At 60.9% G+C, this 17,982-nt stretch carries 15 protein-coding genes and 1 tRNA gene; 1 reads left to right on the forward strand and 15 read right to left on the reverse strand.

What is annotated here, in order from left to right; genetic code table 11:
- Positions 1-7 precede the first annotated feature (7 nt).
- The 8 genes from F759_RS0109140 to F759_RS0109175 form a co-directional block, all read right to left on the reverse strand.
- The gene (locus F759_RS0109140) at positions 8-1,477 is read right to left on the reverse strand and encodes an FGGY family carbohydrate kinase (protein WP_027799575.1); all 1,470 of its coding nucleotides are present in this window, start codon (positions 1,475-1,477) and stop codon (positions 8-10) included.
- Between the two features lie 33 nt (positions 1,478-1,510).
- Positions 1,511-2,593: an ABC transporter permease gene (locus F759_RS0109145; RefSeq protein ID WP_152530610.1), complete on the reverse strand. Its 1,083-nt coding sequence runs from the start codon at positions 2,591-2,593 to the stop codon at positions 1,511-1,513.
- Between the two features lie 20 nt (positions 2,594-2,613).
- Complete coding sequence (locus F759_RS0109150) at positions 2,614-4,152, reverse strand: sugar ABC transporter ATP-binding protein (RefSeq protein WP_027799577.1); 1,539 nt, start codon at positions 4,150-4,152, stop codon at positions 2,614-2,616.
- Positions 4,149-4,784, reverse strand: coding sequence for a DUF2291 family protein (locus F759_RS0109155; RefSeq protein WP_027799578.1), 636 nt, complete (start codon positions 4,782-4,784; stop codon positions 4,149-4,151). The genes F759_RS0109150 and F759_RS0109155 overlap by 4 nt, the downstream gene beginning before the upstream one ends.
- Before the next feature lie 68 nt (positions 4,785-4,852).
- On the reverse strand, positions 4,853-5,800 hold the full coding sequence (locus tag F759_RS0109160) for a D-ribose ABC transporter substrate-binding protein (protein WP_027799579.1): 948 nt from the start codon (positions 5,798-5,800) through the stop codon (positions 4,853-4,855).
- A gap of 64 nt (positions 5,801-5,864) precedes the next feature.
- Complete coding sequence (locus tag F759_RS0109165; protein WP_027799580.1) at positions 5,865-6,662, reverse strand: GolD/DthD family dehydrogenase; 798 nt, start codon at positions 6,660-6,662, stop codon at positions 5,865-5,867.
- A gap of 30 nt (positions 6,663-6,692) precedes the next feature.
- Entirely contained in the window at positions 6,693-7,637 is a 945-nt protein-coding gene (locus tag F759_RS0109170) for a transketolase family protein (protein WP_051377193.1), read from the reverse strand.
- Complete coding sequence (locus F759_RS0109175; protein WP_027799582.1) at positions 7,630-8,484, reverse strand: transketolase; 855 nt, start codon at positions 8,482-8,484, stop codon at positions 7,630-7,632. Before F759_RS0109175 ends, F759_RS0109170 begins: the two co-directional genes overlap by 8 nt.
- Before the next feature lie 179 nt (positions 8,485-8,663).
- On the opposite strand from F759_RS0109175, the gene F759_RS0109180 reads away from it, so the two are divergent.
- Complete coding sequence (locus tag F759_RS0109180) at positions 8,664-9,431, forward strand: DeoR/GlpR family DNA-binding transcription regulator (protein ID WP_027799583.1); 768 nt, start codon at positions 8,664-8,666, stop codon at positions 9,429-9,431.
- A gap of 422 nt (positions 9,432-9,853) precedes the next feature.
- Here F759_RS0109180 and yfcF read toward each other — a convergent pair whose 3' ends face one another.
- The 7 genes from yfcF to cysS form a co-directional block, all read right to left on the reverse strand.
- Positions 9,854-10,513 (reverse strand): glutathione transferase, encoded by a 660-nt coding sequence (yfcF, locus tag F759_RS0109185; RefSeq protein ID WP_407668527.1) that lies wholly within the window; start codon positions 10,511-10,513, stop codon positions 9,854-9,856.
- A gap of 111 nt (positions 10,514-10,624) precedes the next feature.
- Positions 10,625-10,718 (reverse strand) — tRNA-Ser (locus F759_RS0109190).
- Positions 10,719-10,907: 189 nt separating this feature from the next.
- Positions 10,908-12,161, reverse strand: coding sequence for an aspartate kinase (locus F759_RS0109195; RefSeq protein ID WP_027799585.1), 1,254 nt, complete (start codon positions 12,159-12,161; stop codon positions 10,908-10,910).
- Positions 12,162-12,567: 406 nt separating this feature from the next.
- The gene (tilS, locus tag F759_RS0109200; RefSeq protein ID WP_027799586.1) at positions 12,568-14,016 is read right to left on the reverse strand and encodes a tRNA lysidine(34) synthetase TilS; all 1,449 of its coding nucleotides are present in this window, start codon (positions 14,014-14,016) and stop codon (positions 12,568-12,570) included.
- Between the two features lie 59 nt (positions 14,017-14,075).
- On the reverse strand, positions 14,076-15,047 hold the full coding sequence (locus F759_RS0109205; protein WP_027799587.1) for an acetyl-CoA carboxylase carboxyltransferase subunit alpha: 972 nt from the start codon (positions 15,045-15,047) through the stop codon (positions 14,076-14,078).
- A 124-nt stretch (positions 15,048-15,171) separates the two neighbouring features.
- Entirely contained in the window at positions 15,172-16,257 is a 1,086-nt protein-coding gene (locus F759_RS0109210) for a DNA-3-methyladenine glycosylase family protein (RefSeq protein ID WP_027799588.1), read from the reverse strand.
- Positions 16,258-16,304: 47 nt separating this feature from the next.
- The gene (gene cysS / locus F759_RS0109215) at positions 16,305-17,702 is read right to left on the reverse strand and encodes a cysteine--tRNA ligase (RefSeq protein WP_027799589.1); all 1,398 of its coding nucleotides are present in this window, start codon (positions 17,700-17,702) and stop codon (positions 16,305-16,307) included.
- Positions 17,703-17,982 lie beyond the last annotated feature (280 nt).

Below are 17,982 nucleotides of genomic sequence, written 5' to 3' on the forward strand. Positions count from 1 at the left end.
AATCCGCTTAGAGACGTTCGATCCAGCGCAACCATTGGGCATGATTGCGCGCCGCCGCGTCTACTCCGCTGCCTGGCTCGACGCGCCGCGCGACCGCGCGTTTTGCCTCGAAAGCATCGAGCGAGCCGATTATTCCGGCGCTCAACGAAGCAAGCGCTGCCGCGCCAGCCGCCGAGATCTCGCTCAACGCGAGCGTGCTCACGGGCCGGTTTAATGTATCCGACAGGTACTGGAGCAGAAACGGGCGCTGCACAAGCCCGCCATCGAGGAAGAGTTCGCGAAGCGGAACCTTCGCGGCCTCTTCCATTACCGTGATCACATCCTTGATCTGGTAGACGATCGACTCGTACGCGGCACGCGCCACGTTCTGCCACGACGTCGAAAAATTGAGGCCGACGATTTGCGCGCCGCCCGGATACTTCCAGTGAGGACAGCCGATGCCGGAAAAAGCGGGAATCAGGAACACGCCGCCATTGTCGTAGTCTGCAAATGCCTGTTCCGCGTCAGCGAAGTCGTCGAAAAGACGAAGCTTTTCCTTGAGGAAGGCCGGAGTGGATCCGGCGCTGATGATGATGCCCTCCATCGCGTAGTACACGCGCTCATCGGTCGCAAAGCACAACGTGGACACGAGGCCATGCGCGGGCGCCTGGGGCTTGTCGCCGACATTCATCATGATCGACGACCCCGTTCCCAGGGTCGCCTTCGCAACCCCCGCCTTCAGGCACCCTTCGCCGACAGCCGCCGCGTGCGAGTCGCCGATCATCGACACGATGGGTAGCGGCCGGTCAAGCAGTCCATCGAAATCCGTCGCGCCGAATGCCGACGCCGACGGCCTCAACTCCGGCAACCTGAGTCCGCGCAGTCCGAATGAATCGACGAGTTCGTCGTCCCACTGGAGCGTGGCGAGATTGAACAGCATCGTTCGCGACGCGTTCGTATAGTCGGTGCAATACGCTTCGCCCTTGCTTAAACGATAAAGCAGCCAGCTATCGACTGTGCCGAAAAACGCATTGCCCTCGGCGATTCGCGAGCGCACGCGTTCATCGTTTTCGTTGAGCCAGATGAGCTTCGTTCCGGAGAAATACGGGTCGATCAGCAGCCCCGTTTTGTCCGCGATGACAGCCGCCATGCCGTCGTTGCGCAGACGCTCGCAGATTGCCAGCGACCGCTGACACTGCCACGACACCGCAGGCACGATGGGCCGCCCTTGCGCATCCCACACCACGACCGTTTCGCGCTGATTCGAAATGCCGACACCTTCAATCGCATGACGATCGCCCGCAAAGTTCGCGAGACATCCGCGCACTGCGTCCAGCACGGATTCGTACAGCGCGTCGGCGTCCTGCTCGACAAAACCCGTGCGCGGATGAGTACACGTTACGGCCGCGAAGCCTCGCGCGTGAACCTGCCCGTCGCTGTCGAACACAAGCGCCTTGGTGCCGCTGGTTCCCTGATCGATCGCCAGAACGTATTGCATGTGACATTCCATTGATGAGTCGTTTGGCGAGGCTCACGCCGTGAGCGCTACCATTCGCGACTGCAGGCGCTGTTGCAACTGATCGATAACGACGGCAAAGATGATCACCAGTCCCTTGATCACCATCTGCCAGAAGTCGCTGATTCCGCACATCACCATGCCGTCGCCGAGAATGCTGATCACACATGCCCCGACCACCGAGCCGAAGACCGTGCCCCGGCCGCCCATCAGCGCGGTGCCGCCGAGCACCACCGCGGCGATCGCATTCAGTTCGAACGTCTGCCCTGTCAACGGGTGAGCCGTTTGCAATTGCGCGGTGATCACGAGCCCGACGATCGCGGCACAGAAGCCGGAAAACATGTAGACAAAGAGCTTTACGCGGTTCGTGCGAATACCCGAAAAACGCGCGGCCTGCTCGTTACCGCCAATCGCGTAAATGCGCCGGCCAAGCGGCGTCTTGCGGGCGACGAAGATCGTCACCGCAGCGAGAATGATCATGATCCAGACCGGCATCGACAGGCCCAGTATCGTGCCGTTGCCGATGAACTCGAAGCCGGTGTTGCCCAACGCCGGATTGCCTTCGAGGTCGGCAAACGTGCTGCCGTTGTTCACCAGCAGCGCCGCGCCGCGCACCACGTACAGCATGCCGAGCGTTGCGATGAAGGGCGCCACGTTGAGCATCGTGATGAGGTAACCGTTCACGGCGCCAATGATCGCGCCGAGCGCGCACGCAATCAGCGCAACACCAATCGGATGAAAGAACACGACGTGGTGCCCGATCTTCACGCCTTCCAGCAGCAGATAACCCGCCGCCATGCCGCTTATGCCGACAATCGAGCCCACGGAAAGATCGATCCCGCCCGTCAGGATCACGAGCGTCATGCCGATGGACAGAATCGCGACGACCGTCACATGCTTGGCCATGATCAACATGTTGCTCGCCGACAGAAAGTTCTCGGTCGCGAACGAAAAGACAATGACGATTGCAAACAGTGCGATGAAGATTCTCAGCTTCAGGAGATTGACCGCAATACGCGAGGCCACATAGGCGGTATGACGGTTGTGCCTCGTGTGCACCGGATGGACCGACGCGTTGCCGCTATTTGGAGTGTTCATGATTTCAACCTCGAATTGCTTCAGACCACGGCTGTGGCAGGCGTCGACGCGCGCACGATGCGTTCGCTGTCGAACTCGGAACGCTCCATGACTGCGGTCAGCCTGCCGCTCGCCATCACGAAGACACGGTTGGACACCGCCATCGCTTCATCCAGTTCGGACGTCGCGTAGATGACCGCAATGCCTGAACTCGCGAGCAGGCTAATCGTCTTGTAGACGTCTTCCTTTGCGCCGACGTCGATGCCGCGCGTCGGCTCATCCATCAACAGTACTTTCGGCGCCGTCAGCAAAGCCTTGCCGATCACGACCTTCTGCATGTTGCCGCCCGATAGCGACATAATCGGCGCATCGACCGAGGCGGCCTTGATCGCAAGACGCCTGACGATGTCGTTGGCCGCTTCCACCTGTTTTTCACGAGTGAGCGCGCCGAACGAAAAGCGCCGAACGAACTTGCCGAGGCTCGATAAAGTCATGTTCTCGAGAATCGACATGAGTTGCACCATGCCTTGCTTTTGCCGGTCCTCGGGTACTAGCGCAATGCCGGCTTCGATACGCCTCGGGATCGGCAGATCTTCGATGGCCTTGCCGGCCAGCTCGATCTCGCCGAGCGCAAGCGGCTGTGCGCCAAGCAACGATTCGAGCAGCTCGGTTCGGCCCGCGCCCATCAGACCGTAAATGCCGATGACCTCGCCCGCCCTGACGGAAAACGACACGTGATCGACGGCGTAGATTCCATTCGAGCGCTTGAGCGCGAGATCCTTCACCTTCAGTACTTCGGCTCCCACTGCATGCTGTTCGAACGCGAAGCGTTTCTTCGACGACCCGACCATCGCTTCGATGATCCACGGTATGTCGATGTTCGCTACGTCGTCCTCCGCAACGAGCCGGCCGTTACGCAACACGGTGATGCAGTCCCCGATCGCCATGATCTCTTCGAGCCGGTGCGAAATGTAGATGACGGTCACGCCCTCGTCCTTCAGCTGGCGGATGATCTTGAAGAGAATTTCGACCTCGGTCTTCGACAGCGCAGACGTCGGCTCGTCCATGATCAGCACCTTGATGTGCTTGGACAGCGCCTTGGCAATTTCAACGAGTTGCTGCTGTCCGACGTACAGGTCTCCCACGCGCGCGCGCGGTTCGATCGGAATCTGCAGGCGGTTGAGCAGTACTTTGGCCTGATGGTTTTCGTCCTTGCTACGAATCACTCCGCCACTCGTGAGCTCATTACCGGCAAAGATGTTTTCGGCAACCGTCATGTCAGGAAAGAGATTGAGCTCCTGAAAGATGATGCCGACGCCATAACGTTCGGCGCTGCGCACGTCGGTGATGTGAGCGGGTTTGCCGTCGATCAGGATCTCGCCGGAGGTCGCCGTTTCGGCGCCGGCAAGCAGTTTCATCAGCGTCGATTTGCCCGCGCCGTTTTCGCCGATCAGCACGTTCACCTTGCCGCGGCGCACTGTGTAATCGACGTCGACGAGCGCGGCTGTGCCCGGATAAATCTTCGACAGGCCTCGCGTTTCGATCACACTGGCCGGGTTCATGGTTGCGGGCTGGTTCATTTCCAGGCCACCGGTATCGCGCGGATTTCGCCCGTCGGCTCGCTCCAGCTGCTATAGACGGCGGCCACGTCGACGGTCTCGCCTATCTTCAGTTTCAGCGATTGCTGCGCACGCGCCACCACGAGCTTATTGATCTCCTGCCCGAAAGCGGCGAAGCGCGTCTGGTCGTCGAAGTCGCTGTACTTGATGCCGGGAAAGCCGTCACGCACGCCTGTGCCAACCACGACCGGCCCTGTTTCGAGAACCACCTGAACCGGCTCTGCGCCCGCAGCCTGACCTACGTCGACGTATGCCTTGCCCACGCGCGACGCGCTGTCGATACGCGTGACTTTTCCCTGCACGCGAATCCAGAAATTGCAAGGGAACGCCGTGCTCTGACGAAAGCCGTACTGCTTGCAAGCGTCGTCGAAATTCTGGTTGAGCGCGCCGATGACCTGGGCGGCCGGTTTGGCGTTCTTATCGGCGTAGGGAATCAGCTGTTCATTGAACAATCTGGCTGCATCGGGGCCGTGGTGCTGGCCCTGACTGCGAATCTCGGCCAGCTCTGTATCCGTCACGACGTGGCACGCGGCGAGCGACGCAACAGCCAATGCCGCGAGCGCGAACCGGGCAGCGGAAATGGAATGAACCATGATAACCTCACTTGACAGGACTTCTACAGGTGCAGCGTGAGCCGCACCCGCGCGACACCGACCATGTACTACTTGGTGTAGTAGAAATCCTTCACTTTGGAAGCGTTATCTTTGGTGATCAGAATGCCGCGCGTAAGCTGGCGTTCCGGTTCGCCCGTCTTGCCGGTCGTGATGTATTTGTCGAGCAGATCGACACCGTGAATGGCGATGCCTTGCGCCTGCAACATCACACTTGCTTTCAGCTTGCCTTGCAGCAGCGAGTCGCGTTCGTCATTGCTTCCGTCAATGCCCATCACGACGACATCCTTGCGCCCTGCCGATTCAAGCGAAGCAATCGCGCCGAGCGCGACCGGCCCGTTGCCGCAGATCACGCCCTTGATGTGCGAGTGTTCCTGCAGGATCGAATCCATCGCCTGCTTGCCCGGCAACAGCGCGCCCTTCGCATCCTGACGCGCAACCATCTTCAGATCGGGATACTGGTCCAGCACCTGATGGAAAGCCTGCGAGCGCGTGACGCAGTTCTTGTCCGCGAGATTGCAGGTCAGTTCGACATACTCGCCTTTCTCGCCGATAGCCTCGACGAAACGCTGCGCGACTTCGGTGCCGGCTTGCAGATTATTGTGGCTCAACTGCGCGATAGCAATGCCGTCTTTCGGAATCTCGCGATTGATCAGCACCACAGGTACTTTCTTTTCCTGTGCTGTACGCACCGTTGCGACGCTGCTGTTCGAATCGGCATTGTCGAGAACAATGCCCTTCACGCCTTTGCCGATTACCAGATTCACGAGTTCGTTCTGCTTGTTGACGTCCTCGCCGTGGGATAGAACGATCGTGTCGTAACCCAGCTTTTTCGCTTCCGCGTCTGCGCCTTTTGCCTCGGCCGCGTAGTATGGGTTGTCCAGCGCGTTGACGAGAATTGCGATGGTGCCTTTGCTCGCGGCATCGGCGTCGACGGGTTGCATGGCAGTCACCAACGACGCAGTCACGGCGGTCGCAACGGCAAGCTTTTTGTACATGTTTGTCTCCGATTGAATTTCTTTTCGATAATGCGGCCTGCAAGCGACCGCGGGTAACGACGCTTCAGCAGATGGTGTAACCTCCATCGATCATGATGTCGGCGCCCGTGATCATGTCGGCGCCGTTCGACAACAGGAACAGAATGGCTGCGGCGATTTCGTCGGTATACGCAAAGCGGCCGACGGGAATGAGCTTCTTCATCGCCTCACCCTTTTCGCCCTCCCACGCCGCCGCGCCCATCGGGGTCAGCACTACAGTGGGCGACACGGTGTTCACGGTAATGCCGCGGCGAGCCCATTCCTTCGCGAGCACCTTTGTCATGCCGATCAGACCGGCCTTGGCCGACGTGTACGCGCAGTGTTGATCGATGGCGACGGTCGCGGCCTGCGACGCGATGTTGACGATCTTGCCGCCGTGACCGCTCGCGAGTACATGGCGGGCAAAGTGCTTCGAGCACAGAAACGGACCGGTCAGATTGACGCCGATCTGCTTTTGCCACTCGTCGTAACCGATGTCCTCGGCCGGCGTTAGGGTGATGCAGCCGGCGGCATTCACGAGCAGATGAAGGTCGCCGAAGTGCTCATGCGCCGCGCCGATAGCCCGCTCTACGTCGGCTTCGTTAGCGACGTCGCAAGAAAACGCCTTCGCGTTGGCTGCGCCCAATTCGTCGATCGCTGCCTGGACTCGCGGCTCCTCGAAGCTCGGGTAAAGAATGGCGACGCGTGCGCCCTTCGCGATGAGCGCCGCGTTGGTCGCCATTGCGATGCCGCCGAGACCACCGGTCACGACTGCAATCTTGCCGTCGAGTCGAAAGTCGAAATCGACGCCGTGGCGCAACGACATGTCGTATTGAATGCCCATTGTTTGTCTCCTGGAACTCGTCTTGGACTTCTAGCGTGCGCACTGCGCGCGAACGGTTTCGGCAATGCCCGCAGCGTCGATTCCGTAATGGCGGCGAATGCCCTTGCGCGTGCCGTAATGAGCGAACTCGCCCTCGGTCACGCCGAGCATCGTCAGAGGACGCGCGATCCCGCGCCGCGCCATCAGCACTGCAACCGTGGCGCCGATGCCGCCGTGCAACGAATGCTCCTCCACGGTGACAATTGCCTCGTGCCGCTCGACGATCGCAGCGAGCGCGCCGTGATCGAGCGGCCGCAGCGAGGACAGATTGACGAGCGTCGGGTTGATGCCGCCTTCCTTTTGCAGCAGTTCACATGCGTCGAGTGCCTCGCCGACGACGGAGCCAAGCGCGATGACGGCGACCTTGCTGCCTTCGATCAGCACATCGGGCCGGCCAGGCGCGAAGCGGTACGCAGCGTCGTGAACCACCGGAAACTTTGCGTTGTCGAGGCGGATATACACAGGACCATCGACTGCCGCCGCGTAATCGATCATCTGAGCCGCCTCGACCTCGTCGCACGGCGCGAAGATCTGTACGTTGCCGAAGCCGCTCATGATCGAGATGTCGTCGATTGCATGATGGGTCGACGCAAGCGGGCCATACGCGACGCCCGCATTGAGCCCGAGCATCTTCACATTCGTCGCGCTATAACAGACGTCGTTCTTGACCTGCTCGTTCGCACGTCCGACGAGAAACGGCGCCGCATTAGCCGTGAAGACGATGTGACCGCCGAGCGCGAGCCCGGCTGCCATGCCGACCATGTTCTGCTCGGCGATGCCCACATTGATGACCCGGTCAGGATACCTTTCGAGGAACGGACCGATCTTCGAGGTGGAGGTGGAGTCCGCCACCATCACGATGATGTCCTCGCCGGCGGCCGTGAGCCGGCCCAGCGCGCTCACTGCGCCATCGCGCAAATCGGCGTACTCACGCATGGTCCAGCTCCTTCAACGCCTGCTGCAACTGATTCTCGTCGGGAAACTTGTGATGCCACGCGGGTACGTTCTCCATGAACGACACGCCGCGCCCTTTGATCGTGTGGGCGATTACCACCTTCGGCTTTCTGTTTTCGTAGTCGAGGCTTTCTATCAGTTTCCATATTGCATCTGCCTGGTTCCCGTTCACGTCATGGACCTCGAAACCGAAAGCGCGGAATTTTTCGTCCAGCGGGTCGAGATCCATGATGTTGTGGGTGAAGTCGGCCAGTTGCAGACGGTTGCGATCCACGATGACAACCAGGTTGGACAATTCGAAATGCGCGGCGGCCATCGCCGCTTCCCAGTTCGAACCTTCCTCCAGTTCGCCGTCGCCGGTCAGCACGAATATGCGTCCCGTCGATCCCCCGGTTTGCGCGGCATGGCGTTGCTTGGCCATTGCGAGGCCGGCTGCGATCGGCAGCCCGTGGCCCAGTCCGCCGGTGTTGACGGTGATCCACCCCGGCAGCTTTTGCCGCACCGGATGGCCCGGAAGTCGCGAATCGTCCTTCAGGTAAGTCAGCAGTTCCTCGTCGTGCAGCCACCCCAGTTCGGCGAAGCACGAGTAGAGGCCGCCCACGCCGTGGCCTTTGCTCAGCACGAACTCGTCATGCCAGCGAACGGTGTTTTGCTGACCGATTTCATAGCGAAGCACATGAAAGTAAAGCGCTGCGAGAATGTCCGCCTCCGACATGTCGCCACCGGTGTGGCCGCTTCTGGCCGCTGCATTCATCACGCAAATCTTCTTGCGGATTTCCTGCGCCCGCCGGTGCAGTACCTCGCCTGACTGCTTGAAGGGGTTTTCCATTCCCTGCTCCCGAACTTCCTGTTTGCTTGTTATTTAGTTTCTTTTACTTTCTATCGAAAGTCAAAGAGAAATAGAATGAAAGAGGGAAAACACTTAGACTGAGCTATGCGAGGGCCGAATCAGGCAGAATACGACGGTGTAATGGCGACGCTCGCAGGGGCGGTTCGCGGGGAACGCAAATGGATCAACGAACCAGAACAGAAAAAATTTTCGAAAAAGTGCAAGCGGACAAGCTCGTGAAGCTTTCGGAGCTTTCGAGTGAATTCGGCGTGTCGATGCCGACCATTCGCAAGGACATTGACGAACTGCAACGGCTCGGGCGCGTCGAGCGAGTGCATGGCAACGTGCGGCTCAAGAGCGCGCAGCCGCAGGCCGCTCAGCGCAGCTACGAGGCGAAGATCCTTCCGACAAGCGAGCAGAAAGCGCTGATTGGGCGGAAGGCCGCGAGCCTGATCCAAAACGGCGATTCCGTCATTCTCGATTGCGGCGCAACCACCACGGAGTTGGCCTGGAACCTGACGGAGCGCAAGAACCTGCGTATCGTGACCAATGCGCTGAATATCGCCATTCTTCTGGGCGCCGAGCCAACCAACCAGGTCATGTTGACGGGTGGCATCTTCAAGCCGGAGACCATCGCTGTCTCCGGAGAAAAGGCATCGACTTTCTTCGAGGGCATGTTCGTCGACAAGCTGTTCCTTGCCGCAGGCGGCGTGTCGATGCAGTCTGGAATTTCGTATCCGGATTTCATCGACCTGCATGTCAAGCGCGCGATGATCGATGCGGCCCGCACCGTCTATCTGCTGGCCGACTCGACGAAGTTTGGCAAACGCGAGTTCGCCGCATTCGGAGCGATGGACCGGATCGACTACCTCGTCACGGACGAGGGCCTCGGAAGCGAGTTTGCAAAGTGGCTCACGGACAGCGGTACTGAGATCATCTATGCCTGATACGAGGGCGTTTCTCGAAGGCTAGTCGCGTCTATGACTCCGCTCTTCCTGTTCGCAAGTTGCGATCGAAAGAAGGTAACGGTGTGGAGCACGGCCTGCAAACCCGCGGTGCATGCAAGCTCGTTTGTCTCTTGTGGCGTCACGTTGAACATGCGGCGCTTCGGCGGAAGCGGTCCGTGGCGCGAAGGTTCGGGCGGCTCTAACGACGCTCGGCCTCGAAGCTGCCACGGGCGGCCGGGCGTTACTCCGGCTGCTATGTCCGCGCCACTGGGTCGGGCGATTTCTCCGACCATCCGCTGGCGAGTGATGCGAACCTTCACACCTGCGACGCAGGCGCCCGTGGGTTGTTTATTGTGCTCCGTTCGCGCCCGCATGGCACGGAGGCACGCGCGACACACCGCGTTTGTCCGGGACTTCACGTTTCACAGCGGAGGACGGTTCAGTTCAAGCCACCGCTGTACGGCGGGTCTCTTCCACTGATACGCAGCGTAGTCCACTAATCTGGTCGATACGGGATCGCCATTCAGGATCAGCCGATTCAGCATTAAAGCAAGGTCCGTGTCGGCGATGCACCACTCGTCGAAAAGGTTCGCGGAGTTTTGCGCCAGTAAAGCGTCGGCTGCGGAATAGAGTTTCTGGGCCGCTGCTTCGGCCGCAGAACTGAGCGGCGCTCCTCGTCGTGCGTAGAACACGACTTCCGTTGAGCACTCCTGCCGGATCGGCAACAGATCGCTCCGAAGCCAGGCTTGCAGCTGGCGCGCTCTCGCGCGAAGCTGTCGGTCTTGAGGGTACAGAGGCGTTTCGGGAAATACGTCGTCGAGGTATTCGGTGATTGCCGACGACTCCGATAAAGCGAAGTCTCCATGTACTAACGTGGGTACGCGTTGCGTCAACGACTTTGCTGCATAGCTCGCTTCATGATTCGCGCCGCTGTCCAGATCCAGGGTCGACAATGCGAACGGCAAGCGTTTTTCCTCGAGAGCCACGAATACTGACATCGCATAAGGGCTCGCAAACTGCGCATCGGCGAACAGGTGGAGAGGGACTTCGTGCACGGCGCGCTCCTTGGTGGGCAGGTTCATAAACTCGTCAGATAGCGCACACATGTGTTTGCCATCTGGTAGTCGCATTGTGTGGCCGAGAAAACAAAAACCCCGTAAATCTTTCGACTTACGGGGTTTTGCCACCATCACTGGCGGAGACGGAGGGATTCGAACCCTCGATCCAGGTTTTGGCCCAGATGCTCCCTTAGCAGGGGAGTGCCTTCGACCTCTCGGCCACGTCTCCCAAACTTTCGGTCGCGCAGGGAGTCAGCGCGACGAAGCCAAGATAATAGCGGGCCGAACCGCCAAGGTCAATGTCCGACGAACGGTTTTTGTGCCAATATCGTCATTGAATGAGGACTTTTTTCACGCGACCGCGCAAACGGACCTCAACGAACGGGACGCTCCTCTATGCCCCGCCGTTTGCATCGAATTACGCCTGCTGATCGAGTTCGAAAGCCTTGTGCAGCGCGCGCACCGCGAGCTCCATATACTTCTCGTCGATCAACACCGAAATCTTGATTTCGGAGGTCGAGATCATCTGGATATTGATGCCCTCTTCCGACAGCGTGCGGAACATCGTGCTCGCGATACCCACGTGCGACCGCATGCCCACGCCGACCACCGACACCTTCGACACCTTCGGATCGCCCAGCACCTGTTCGGCCTGAACATGACCCTTCACCTGGTTCGTGAGAATGTCCATAGCGCGCTGGTAATCGCCGCGACCCACGGTGAACGTGAAAGCCGTTTTGCCTTCCACGCTCTGGTTCTGGATGATCATGTCCACGTCGATATTCGCGTCCGCCACCGGGCCGAGAATCTGATACGCGATGCCCGGCTTGTCGGGCACGCCCATCACGGCGATGCGAGCTTCGTCGCGCTGAAACGCGATGCCCGAGATGACTGCTTTTTCCATGGTCTCGTCTTCTTCAAAAGTAATCAGGGTGCCCGACTTCATTTCAGCGTCGAGCGGGATGAGCGGATCGGTCAGGCTCGACAGCACGCGCGTCTTCACCTGATATTTGCCGGCGAATTCCACCGAGCGGATCTGCAGCACCTTCGAACCCAGGCTTGCCATTTCCAGCATTTCTTCGAACGTCACGCGATCGAGCCGGCGCGCTTCTTCCACCACGCGCGGGTCCGTCGTGTACACGCCGTCGACGTCCGTATAGATCAGGCACTCGTCGGCCTTCAACGCAGCCGCGACCGCGACCGCCGAGGTGTCGGAACCGCCGCGGCCGAGCGTGGTGATGTTGCCGTCCGGGTCGATACCCTGGAAGCCCGTGATCACGACCACCTTGCCCGCATCGAGATCGCGCAGAACGCGCTCGCCGTCGATCTCGCTGATGCGCGCTTTCGTGAACGCGCTGTCTGTCTTGACCGGCACTTGCCAGCCGGCATAGCTGACCGCGTCGACGCCGGCTTCCTGCAGCGCGATGGCGAGCAGACCCGAGCTAACCTGCTCGCCGGTGGCCGCGATCATGTCGAGTTCGCGCGGGCTGGCCTGGGTCGTGATCTCTTTTGCAAGGCTGAGCAGGCGGTTCGTTTCGCCGGACATTGCCGACGGCACGACAACCATCTTGTGGCCGGCTTTATGCCATTTCGCGACGCGCTTGGCGACGTTCTTGATGCGCTCGACGGAGCCCATCGAAGTGCCGCCGTATTTATGTACGATGAGTGCCATTGTCGTTCTGAACTGGAGGAGAAACCGCGCTGGCGCTGGCGACGACCGCACAAAAGCACAGGGGCGCAACGTCTCGTGAACGGCGGCAAAGTGTGTGGCGGCGTAGATGCAGCGCGCGTGCAGCACGCGCGGATTTGCCCGTGATTGATCGCTAATGGCTTACCGGAAAATTCGGATCACGATCGGAAAACCGACAAAAGCGAGGGCAAAAGCGGGCCGGGCAAACAAGTTAACGTACCCGATCAGGCGCAAAAAGACAAGCCGCAAAGGCCGTGGCGAGGCTTGCGACGTGGCTGGCAAAGCCTTGGCCGGCGCGCATCCGCACCGATGTTAGCGGCCTTGCTTGTGCCCTTCCTCGCGCCAATTCCAAGGTTCACGGCGTGATACCGCGCGTCCGACCGGCCGGTCACGCGATCAGCAAGTCCTCGCGCCAGACGATCGTCACGCAGGACTCACCCGGCGACACATGTGCAGGCAACACTGCGCGATTCACGCCGAGCAACGGAACGAACAGCAGTTCGTCGCCGATGTAGAGCAGCGGCACGTCGCGCTTCCACGCGGGAATGCCGCGTTCCTGGAACAGGTTCTTCAGCGTTCGACTGGGCGCACCAGGCGCGTCGCTTATGCGCATGCGCTCGCCGCCGCTGCGCGAACGTGCGCTTAGCAATGCACGCTGGAATACGCTGATGGGAATCGCATCGCGATGCGCCGCGGCAGTCGAGGCCGCGGCGTCGATCGATTCGAAGACAAACGTGCCGCGCCATTGCGGCAAACGCCACGTCGCTTCGCCGTGCCAGGCGAGTTCGCTGATTTCGCGTTCGACGAGTGCGGACTCGTCGGCGGGATCGCTGCTATCGCCCGCTTCCCAATACACGAGTCCCCGATAGCTGCGCAATGCATGCCCTGCATGATCGATACGCAAGCGATGCCCGTCGCCGCCCGCGCCCACTTCGCGCAGTTGACGCAGCGCGTCGCCAAGCCGTGCTGTGGACGCAGCGACAAAGCCTTGCAAGCGCATCCAGTAACGCAGCAGGTTGAGCGCGCGATCGTCGTCGAGGGCGATAAGTGCGTCATGCGAGAGTGCACGCCCGTCGTCGCGCGACACCATGTCGAGGTCGATACGTGCGAGGTCGTCGAGCAAACGTTGCGCTGATGCGGCATGCGATGCGGTGCGCGCAAGGGCATCGCGAAAACCAGGAAAATGCACGGCCAAGGCGGGCGTGACTTCATGGCGCAGCGCATTGCGTGCATAGCGCGTGTCCGCGTTCGATTCGTCGTCGATCCAGCGCAGATGCCGTCCGCTCGCATACCGTTCGAGTTGCGCACGCAGCAGATGAAGCAAAGGTCGCACGCGCGCCGCCGCTGCACCCAGAGGCGAAAACTCCGGCGCCATTGCCGCCAGACCCGCGAGCCCCGCGCCGCGCAGCAGTTGCAGCAACACCGTTTCCGCCTGATCGTCCGCGTGCTGCGCGAGCCATAGCGAATGCAGGCCGCGCTCTGCGCAAAGCGCATCCAACGCACGATAACGCGCGTCGCGCGCGGCCGCCTCGACGCTCACACCCGCATCGCGCGACACCTCGACGCGCCGCGCCGCGAATTCGACGCCGCGTTCCCGCGCGAACGCCTCGCAATGCGCGAGCCATGCATCGGCGTTCGCGCTCAGTCCGTGGTGAACATGAAGCGCCACGCAACGCGAAGCGCCGGCGACACGCACCGCCGCATCGAGCAGCACGCTGGAATCGACGCCGCCGCTGAACGCCACCGCAATCCGGGCATCGAAAGGCAGCGCGGCAAGCGCAACGCCGACCGCCTCGAGAACGAGGCGGTCGGCGGGCGATTCGGCAGTGGAAGTCACGTTGCTAGCGCAGTATTAACGCGTTGTGCGCCGATGGACGAAAGAGAACGCGCACGGGCTTAGGCGCCCGGCGTCGTCTCCTTGAACTTGCCGTAGGACATCAGGCGTTCGAAACGGCGTTGACGCAGGTCGTTGATGCTCATGCCCTGGAACTGCCGCAGCGAATCGGCGAGCGCGCGGCGCAGCATGGCCGCCATGCCCTTCGGGTCGCGATGGGCGCCGCCGAGCGGCTCGTTGACGATCTTGTCGATCAGACCCAGCGCCTTCAGACGATGCGCGGTGAGGCCCAGCGCTTCCGCTGCTTCCGGCGCTTTCGCAGCACTCTTCCACAGAATCGACGCGCAACCTTCCGGAGAAATCACCGAATAGGTCGAGAATTGCAGCATGAGGACGCTGTCGCCGACCGCGATGGCAAGCGCGCCGCCCGAACCGCCCTCGCCGATGATCGTTGCGATCAGCGGCGTTTTCAGTTCGGCCATCACATACAGATTGCGGCCGATGGCTTCCGACTGCCCGCGCTCTTCTGCACCGATGCCAGGATACGCGCCCGGCGTGTCGATGAAGGTGAAGATCGGCAGGCTGAATTTCTCGGCGAGACGCATCAGACGCTCGGCCTTGCGATAGCCTTCCGGACGCGGCATGCCGAAGTTGCGCAGCGCGCGTTCCTTCGTGTCGCGGCCCTTCTGATGACCGATCACCATGCAGGCCTGGCCATTGAAACGCGCGAGGCCGCCGACGATCGACAGGTCGTCCGCATAGTTGCGGTCGCCGTGCAGTTCGTGGAAATCGGTGAAGAGCTCGTTCACGTAGTCGAACGTGTACGGGCGCTGCGGATGACGGGCGATTTGCGAAACCTGCCACGGCGTGAGGTTCGCATACAGATCTTTCGTGAGTTGCTGGCTTTTCTTGGACAGCCGCTCGATCTCTTCCGAAATATCGACGGCCGAATCGTCCTGCACGAAGCGCAATTCTTCGATCTTCGCTTCGAGTTCAGCGATCGGCTGTTCGAAATCCAGAAAGGTGGTCTTCATTGGTTTTAATCCTTGGACTTACCGGCAGCGCGTATTCTAACCGCGCTCGCCGATGTCTAAACCACTTCGCAACTATCAGAATCTAACAATTGATAGCTGCGAGGCGGCGTCGCTTCTTGTTGCTTCAGTAGTCGACCGGCAACGGGTCGAGACTACGCCACATGTACCAGGTGGCGACCGTGCGCCACGGCTCCCAGTTCGCGGCGACCTCGCGCGCTTCACTGCGCGTGACCGGCTCGCCGCTAAAATAATTGACGCTGATTGCGCGGATCAGACCGAGGTCGTCGAGCGGCAGCACATCGGGACGCGACAGGTTAAAGATCAGGAACATCTCCGCCGTCCAGCGGCCGATGCCGCGGATCTGCGTGAGCTCGGCGATCACCGCCTCGTCTTCCATCGATCGCCACTTGCCGACGTGCAATGCACCCGATACGAAATGCTGCGCGAGATCGAGCACGTACTCCGCCTTGCGCCTCGACAAGCCGCAAGCTGTCAGCTTTTCCTGGCCCAGCTTGATGAACTGTTGCGGCACGAGCTTCGGACATGCGGCCGCGACTTTCGCCCACACGGCCTGCGCCGATGCCACCGAAATCTGTTGGCCGACGACCGAGCGCGCGAGCGTGACAAACGGATCGCCGCGGCTTAGCAGATGCACCGGACCAAACTTCGGAATCAGCTTCTTCAGAATGCGATCGCGCTTGACGAGGTCGGCGCACGCTTTGTCCCAGTAGTCCGGGCGCGCGACTTCAGGCGCAAGGCCGCCGATCTGCACCGGCACCGCGACTTCGCTTGCGCTCGCCGCTTCGCCGCCAGCCGAAGACGACGCACGCGTCTTGCGCACGATCTCGGCTCCTTCGCCCTCTTGCACCTTTGCGACGCGCGCGAGTTCCTGCACGTCGCCGGCGAGTTCGGCGGGCAATGCGCCGTTGCTGGCCTTTGCACGCGCCGTTCTCGCGGACGACACCTTTGTACGCCTCGTATTCGGCGAAGGCGCCGGCGCGTGTGCGGACGAGCCGTTAAGCGCACGTTTGACCGCGGTCTTTTTCGACGCGCCAGCCGCGGTCTTTGCCGCCGCCCCCGCGCCTTTCGACGATGCTGCCTTTACAGCGCCGCCTGCCGTGCGAGCCGACGTTCGAGTCGACTTTGCCGCGGCTGCTGCGTTTGTTTGAGACGCGGCTCGTTTAGCCGGCGTCTTCGTGGCCGTTGCCATCCTGCCTCCTGCCTGGCGAGTCGTTCAGAGGGAAGTACGAGGTGCGCTCACACGCGCCGCCACTCGGTCAACCCGCCGGGTTTGTCTTCAAGTGCAACGCCGGCCTCGAGCAATTCGGCCCGGATCCGGTCTGCTGCCGCATAGTCTTTCGCCTGCTTGGCGGCCACGCGCTCTGCGATCTTCGCTTCGATCGCCGCGGGCTCGAGCGCGCCTTGTACCGCTGCGCCCGCTGCCTGCTGCAGGTATGCACGCGGTTCGCGCCCGAGCAACCCGAGCACCGCGCCGAGCGAGCGCAGTTGACGGGCCAGCGCAGGGTCGCGCGTGCGGTTCACTTCAGTTGCCAACTCGAACAACACCGACACTGCAACCGGCGTGTTGAAGTCGTCGTTCATCGCTGCCTGGAAACGCTGCGCATGCGCTTCGTTCCAGTCGAGCGCGGCGCCGTCCGGGGTGACGTCCTTCAGCGCGGTGTACAAACGGCCGAGGGCGTTGCGGGCGTCGTCGATATGCACGTCGCTGTAATTCAGCGGCGAACGGTAATGCGCACGTGCGATGAAAAAACGCACGACCTCGGCATCGTACTGCTCCAATACTTCGCGAATCGTAAAGAAATTATTCAACGACTTCGACATCTTCTCATTGTCGATCTGCACGTAGCCGTTGTGCATCCAGTAATTCACGAAGGTTTGACCGGTAGCAGCTTCGCTTTGCGCGATTTCGTTTTCGTGGTGCGGAAACTGCAAGTCCTGCCCGCCGCCATGAATGTCGAACTGATCGCCGAGCAACGTGCAGCCCATAGCCGAGCATTCGATATGCCAACCGGGACGGCCGCGCCCATACTTCGAATCCCAGCCGATGTCGGCGGGTTCGCCGGCCTTCGACTGCTTCCACAGTACGAAGTCGAGCGGGTCTTCTTTCGCGTCGTTCGCGGCCACGCGCTCGCCCGCGCGCAAATCTTCCAGTGACTTGCCGGAGAGCTTGCCGTAGCCCGCGAACTTACGCACCGTGTAATTCACGTCGCCGTCGCTCGCCTGATACGCGTAGCCGTTCGCTTCGAGCTTCTCGATCATGCCGAGCATCTGAGGAATGAAGTCGGTTGCGCGCGGCTCGATGTCGGGCCGCTCGATGCCGAGCGCGTCCGCGTCTTCATGCAATGCGTTGATGAAGCGATCGGTCAGCGACTTGATCGTCTCGCCGTTCTCGACGGCGCGGCGAATGATCTTGTCGTCGATGTCCGTGATATTGCGCACGTACGTCACCTGGTAGCCGAGCGTGCGCAGCCACCGCTGCACGATGTCGAACACGACCATCACACGCGCATGACCGACGTGACAATAGTCGTACACGGTCATCCCGCAGACGTACATCCGCACGACGCCTGCTTGCAGGGGCACGAAAGTTTGCTTGTCACGCGCGAGCGTGTTGTAGATGCGCAGTGATTCCATAGAGAACGGTGCGTGGGCCGAAAGAAATCCGCAATGTGTTTCGTGCGTGCCGCCCCCCGAATACAAGACGGCGGGGACGAACTGTTGCCTGACTATGACCTGACTTTTGCCGGGCTGCTGCTTGGCTCTTGCCTGGCCCTTGTTCGGCCCTTGCTTGAGTACCCGACTGTGTCCGGCTGTTGCCTGACTGTTGAAACACGCACAGCAGCAAACCGGTGCATCTGGTGCGGCGGTCAGACTGCTATCAAGGCGGAGACGACCACGAGTGGCGAAAAGACAG

Source organism: Paraburkholderia dilworthii (assembly GCF_000472525.1).
Lineage (GTDB): Bacteria > Pseudomonadota > Gammaproteobacteria > Burkholderiales > Burkholderiaceae > Paraburkholderia > Paraburkholderia dilworthii.

Bases quoted from the DNA above. Each gene is read 5' to 3' on its own strand.
- F759_RS0109170 (WP_051377193.1), bottom strand. From the start codon at position 7,637: ATGCGTGAGTACGCCGATTTGCGCGATGGCGCAGTGAGCGCGCTGGGC.
- F759_RS0109210 (WP_027799588.1), bottom strand. From the start codon at position 16,257: ATGGCAACGGCCACGAAGACGCCGGCTAAACGAGCCGCGTCTCAAACA.
- F759_RS0109180 (WP_027799583.1), top strand. From the start codon at position 8,664: ATGGATCAACGAACCAGAACAGAAAAAATTTTCGAAAAAGTGCAAGCG.
- F759_RS0109150 (WP_027799577.1), bottom strand. From the start codon at position 4,152: ATGAACCAGCCCGCAACCATGAACCCGGCCAGTGTGATCGAAACGCGA.
- F759_RS0109205 (WP_027799587.1), bottom strand. From the start codon at position 15,047: ATGAAGACCACCTTTCTGGATTTCGAACAGCCGATCGCTGAACTCGAA.
- F759_RS0109195 (WP_027799585.1), bottom strand. From the start codon at position 12,161: ATGGCACTCATCGTACATAAATACGGCGGCACTTCGATGGGCTCCGTC.
- F759_RS0109155 (WP_027799578.1), bottom strand. From the start codon at position 4,784: ATGGTTCATTCCATTTCCGCTGCCCGGTTCGCGCTCGCGGCATTGGCT.
- cysS (WP_027799589.1), bottom strand. From the start codon at position 17,702: ATGGAATCACTGCGCATCTACAACACGCTCGCGCGTGACAAGCAAACT.
- F759_RS0109160 (WP_027799579.1), bottom strand. From the start codon at position 5,800: ATGTACAAAAAGCTTGCCGTTGCGACCGCCGTGACTGCGTCGTTGGTG.
- yfcF (WP_407668527.1), bottom strand. From the start codon at position 10,513: ATGAACCTGCCCACCAAGGAGCGCGCCGTGCACGAAGTCCCTCTCCAC.
- F759_RS0109140 (WP_027799575.1), bottom strand. From the start codon at position 1,477: ATGCAATACGTTCTGGCGATCGATCAGGGAACCAGCGGCACCAAGGCG.
- F759_RS0109175 (WP_027799582.1), bottom strand. From the start codon at position 8,484: ATGGAAAACCCCTTCAAGCAGTCAGGCGAGGTACTGCACCGGCGGGCG.
- F759_RS0109165 (WP_027799580.1), bottom strand. From the start codon at position 6,662: ATGGGCATTCAATACGACATGTCGTTGCGCCACGGCGTCGATTTCGAC.
- F759_RS0109145 (WP_152530610.1), bottom strand. From the start codon at position 2,593: ATGAACACTCCAAATAGCGGCAACGCGTCGGTCCATCCGGTGCACACG.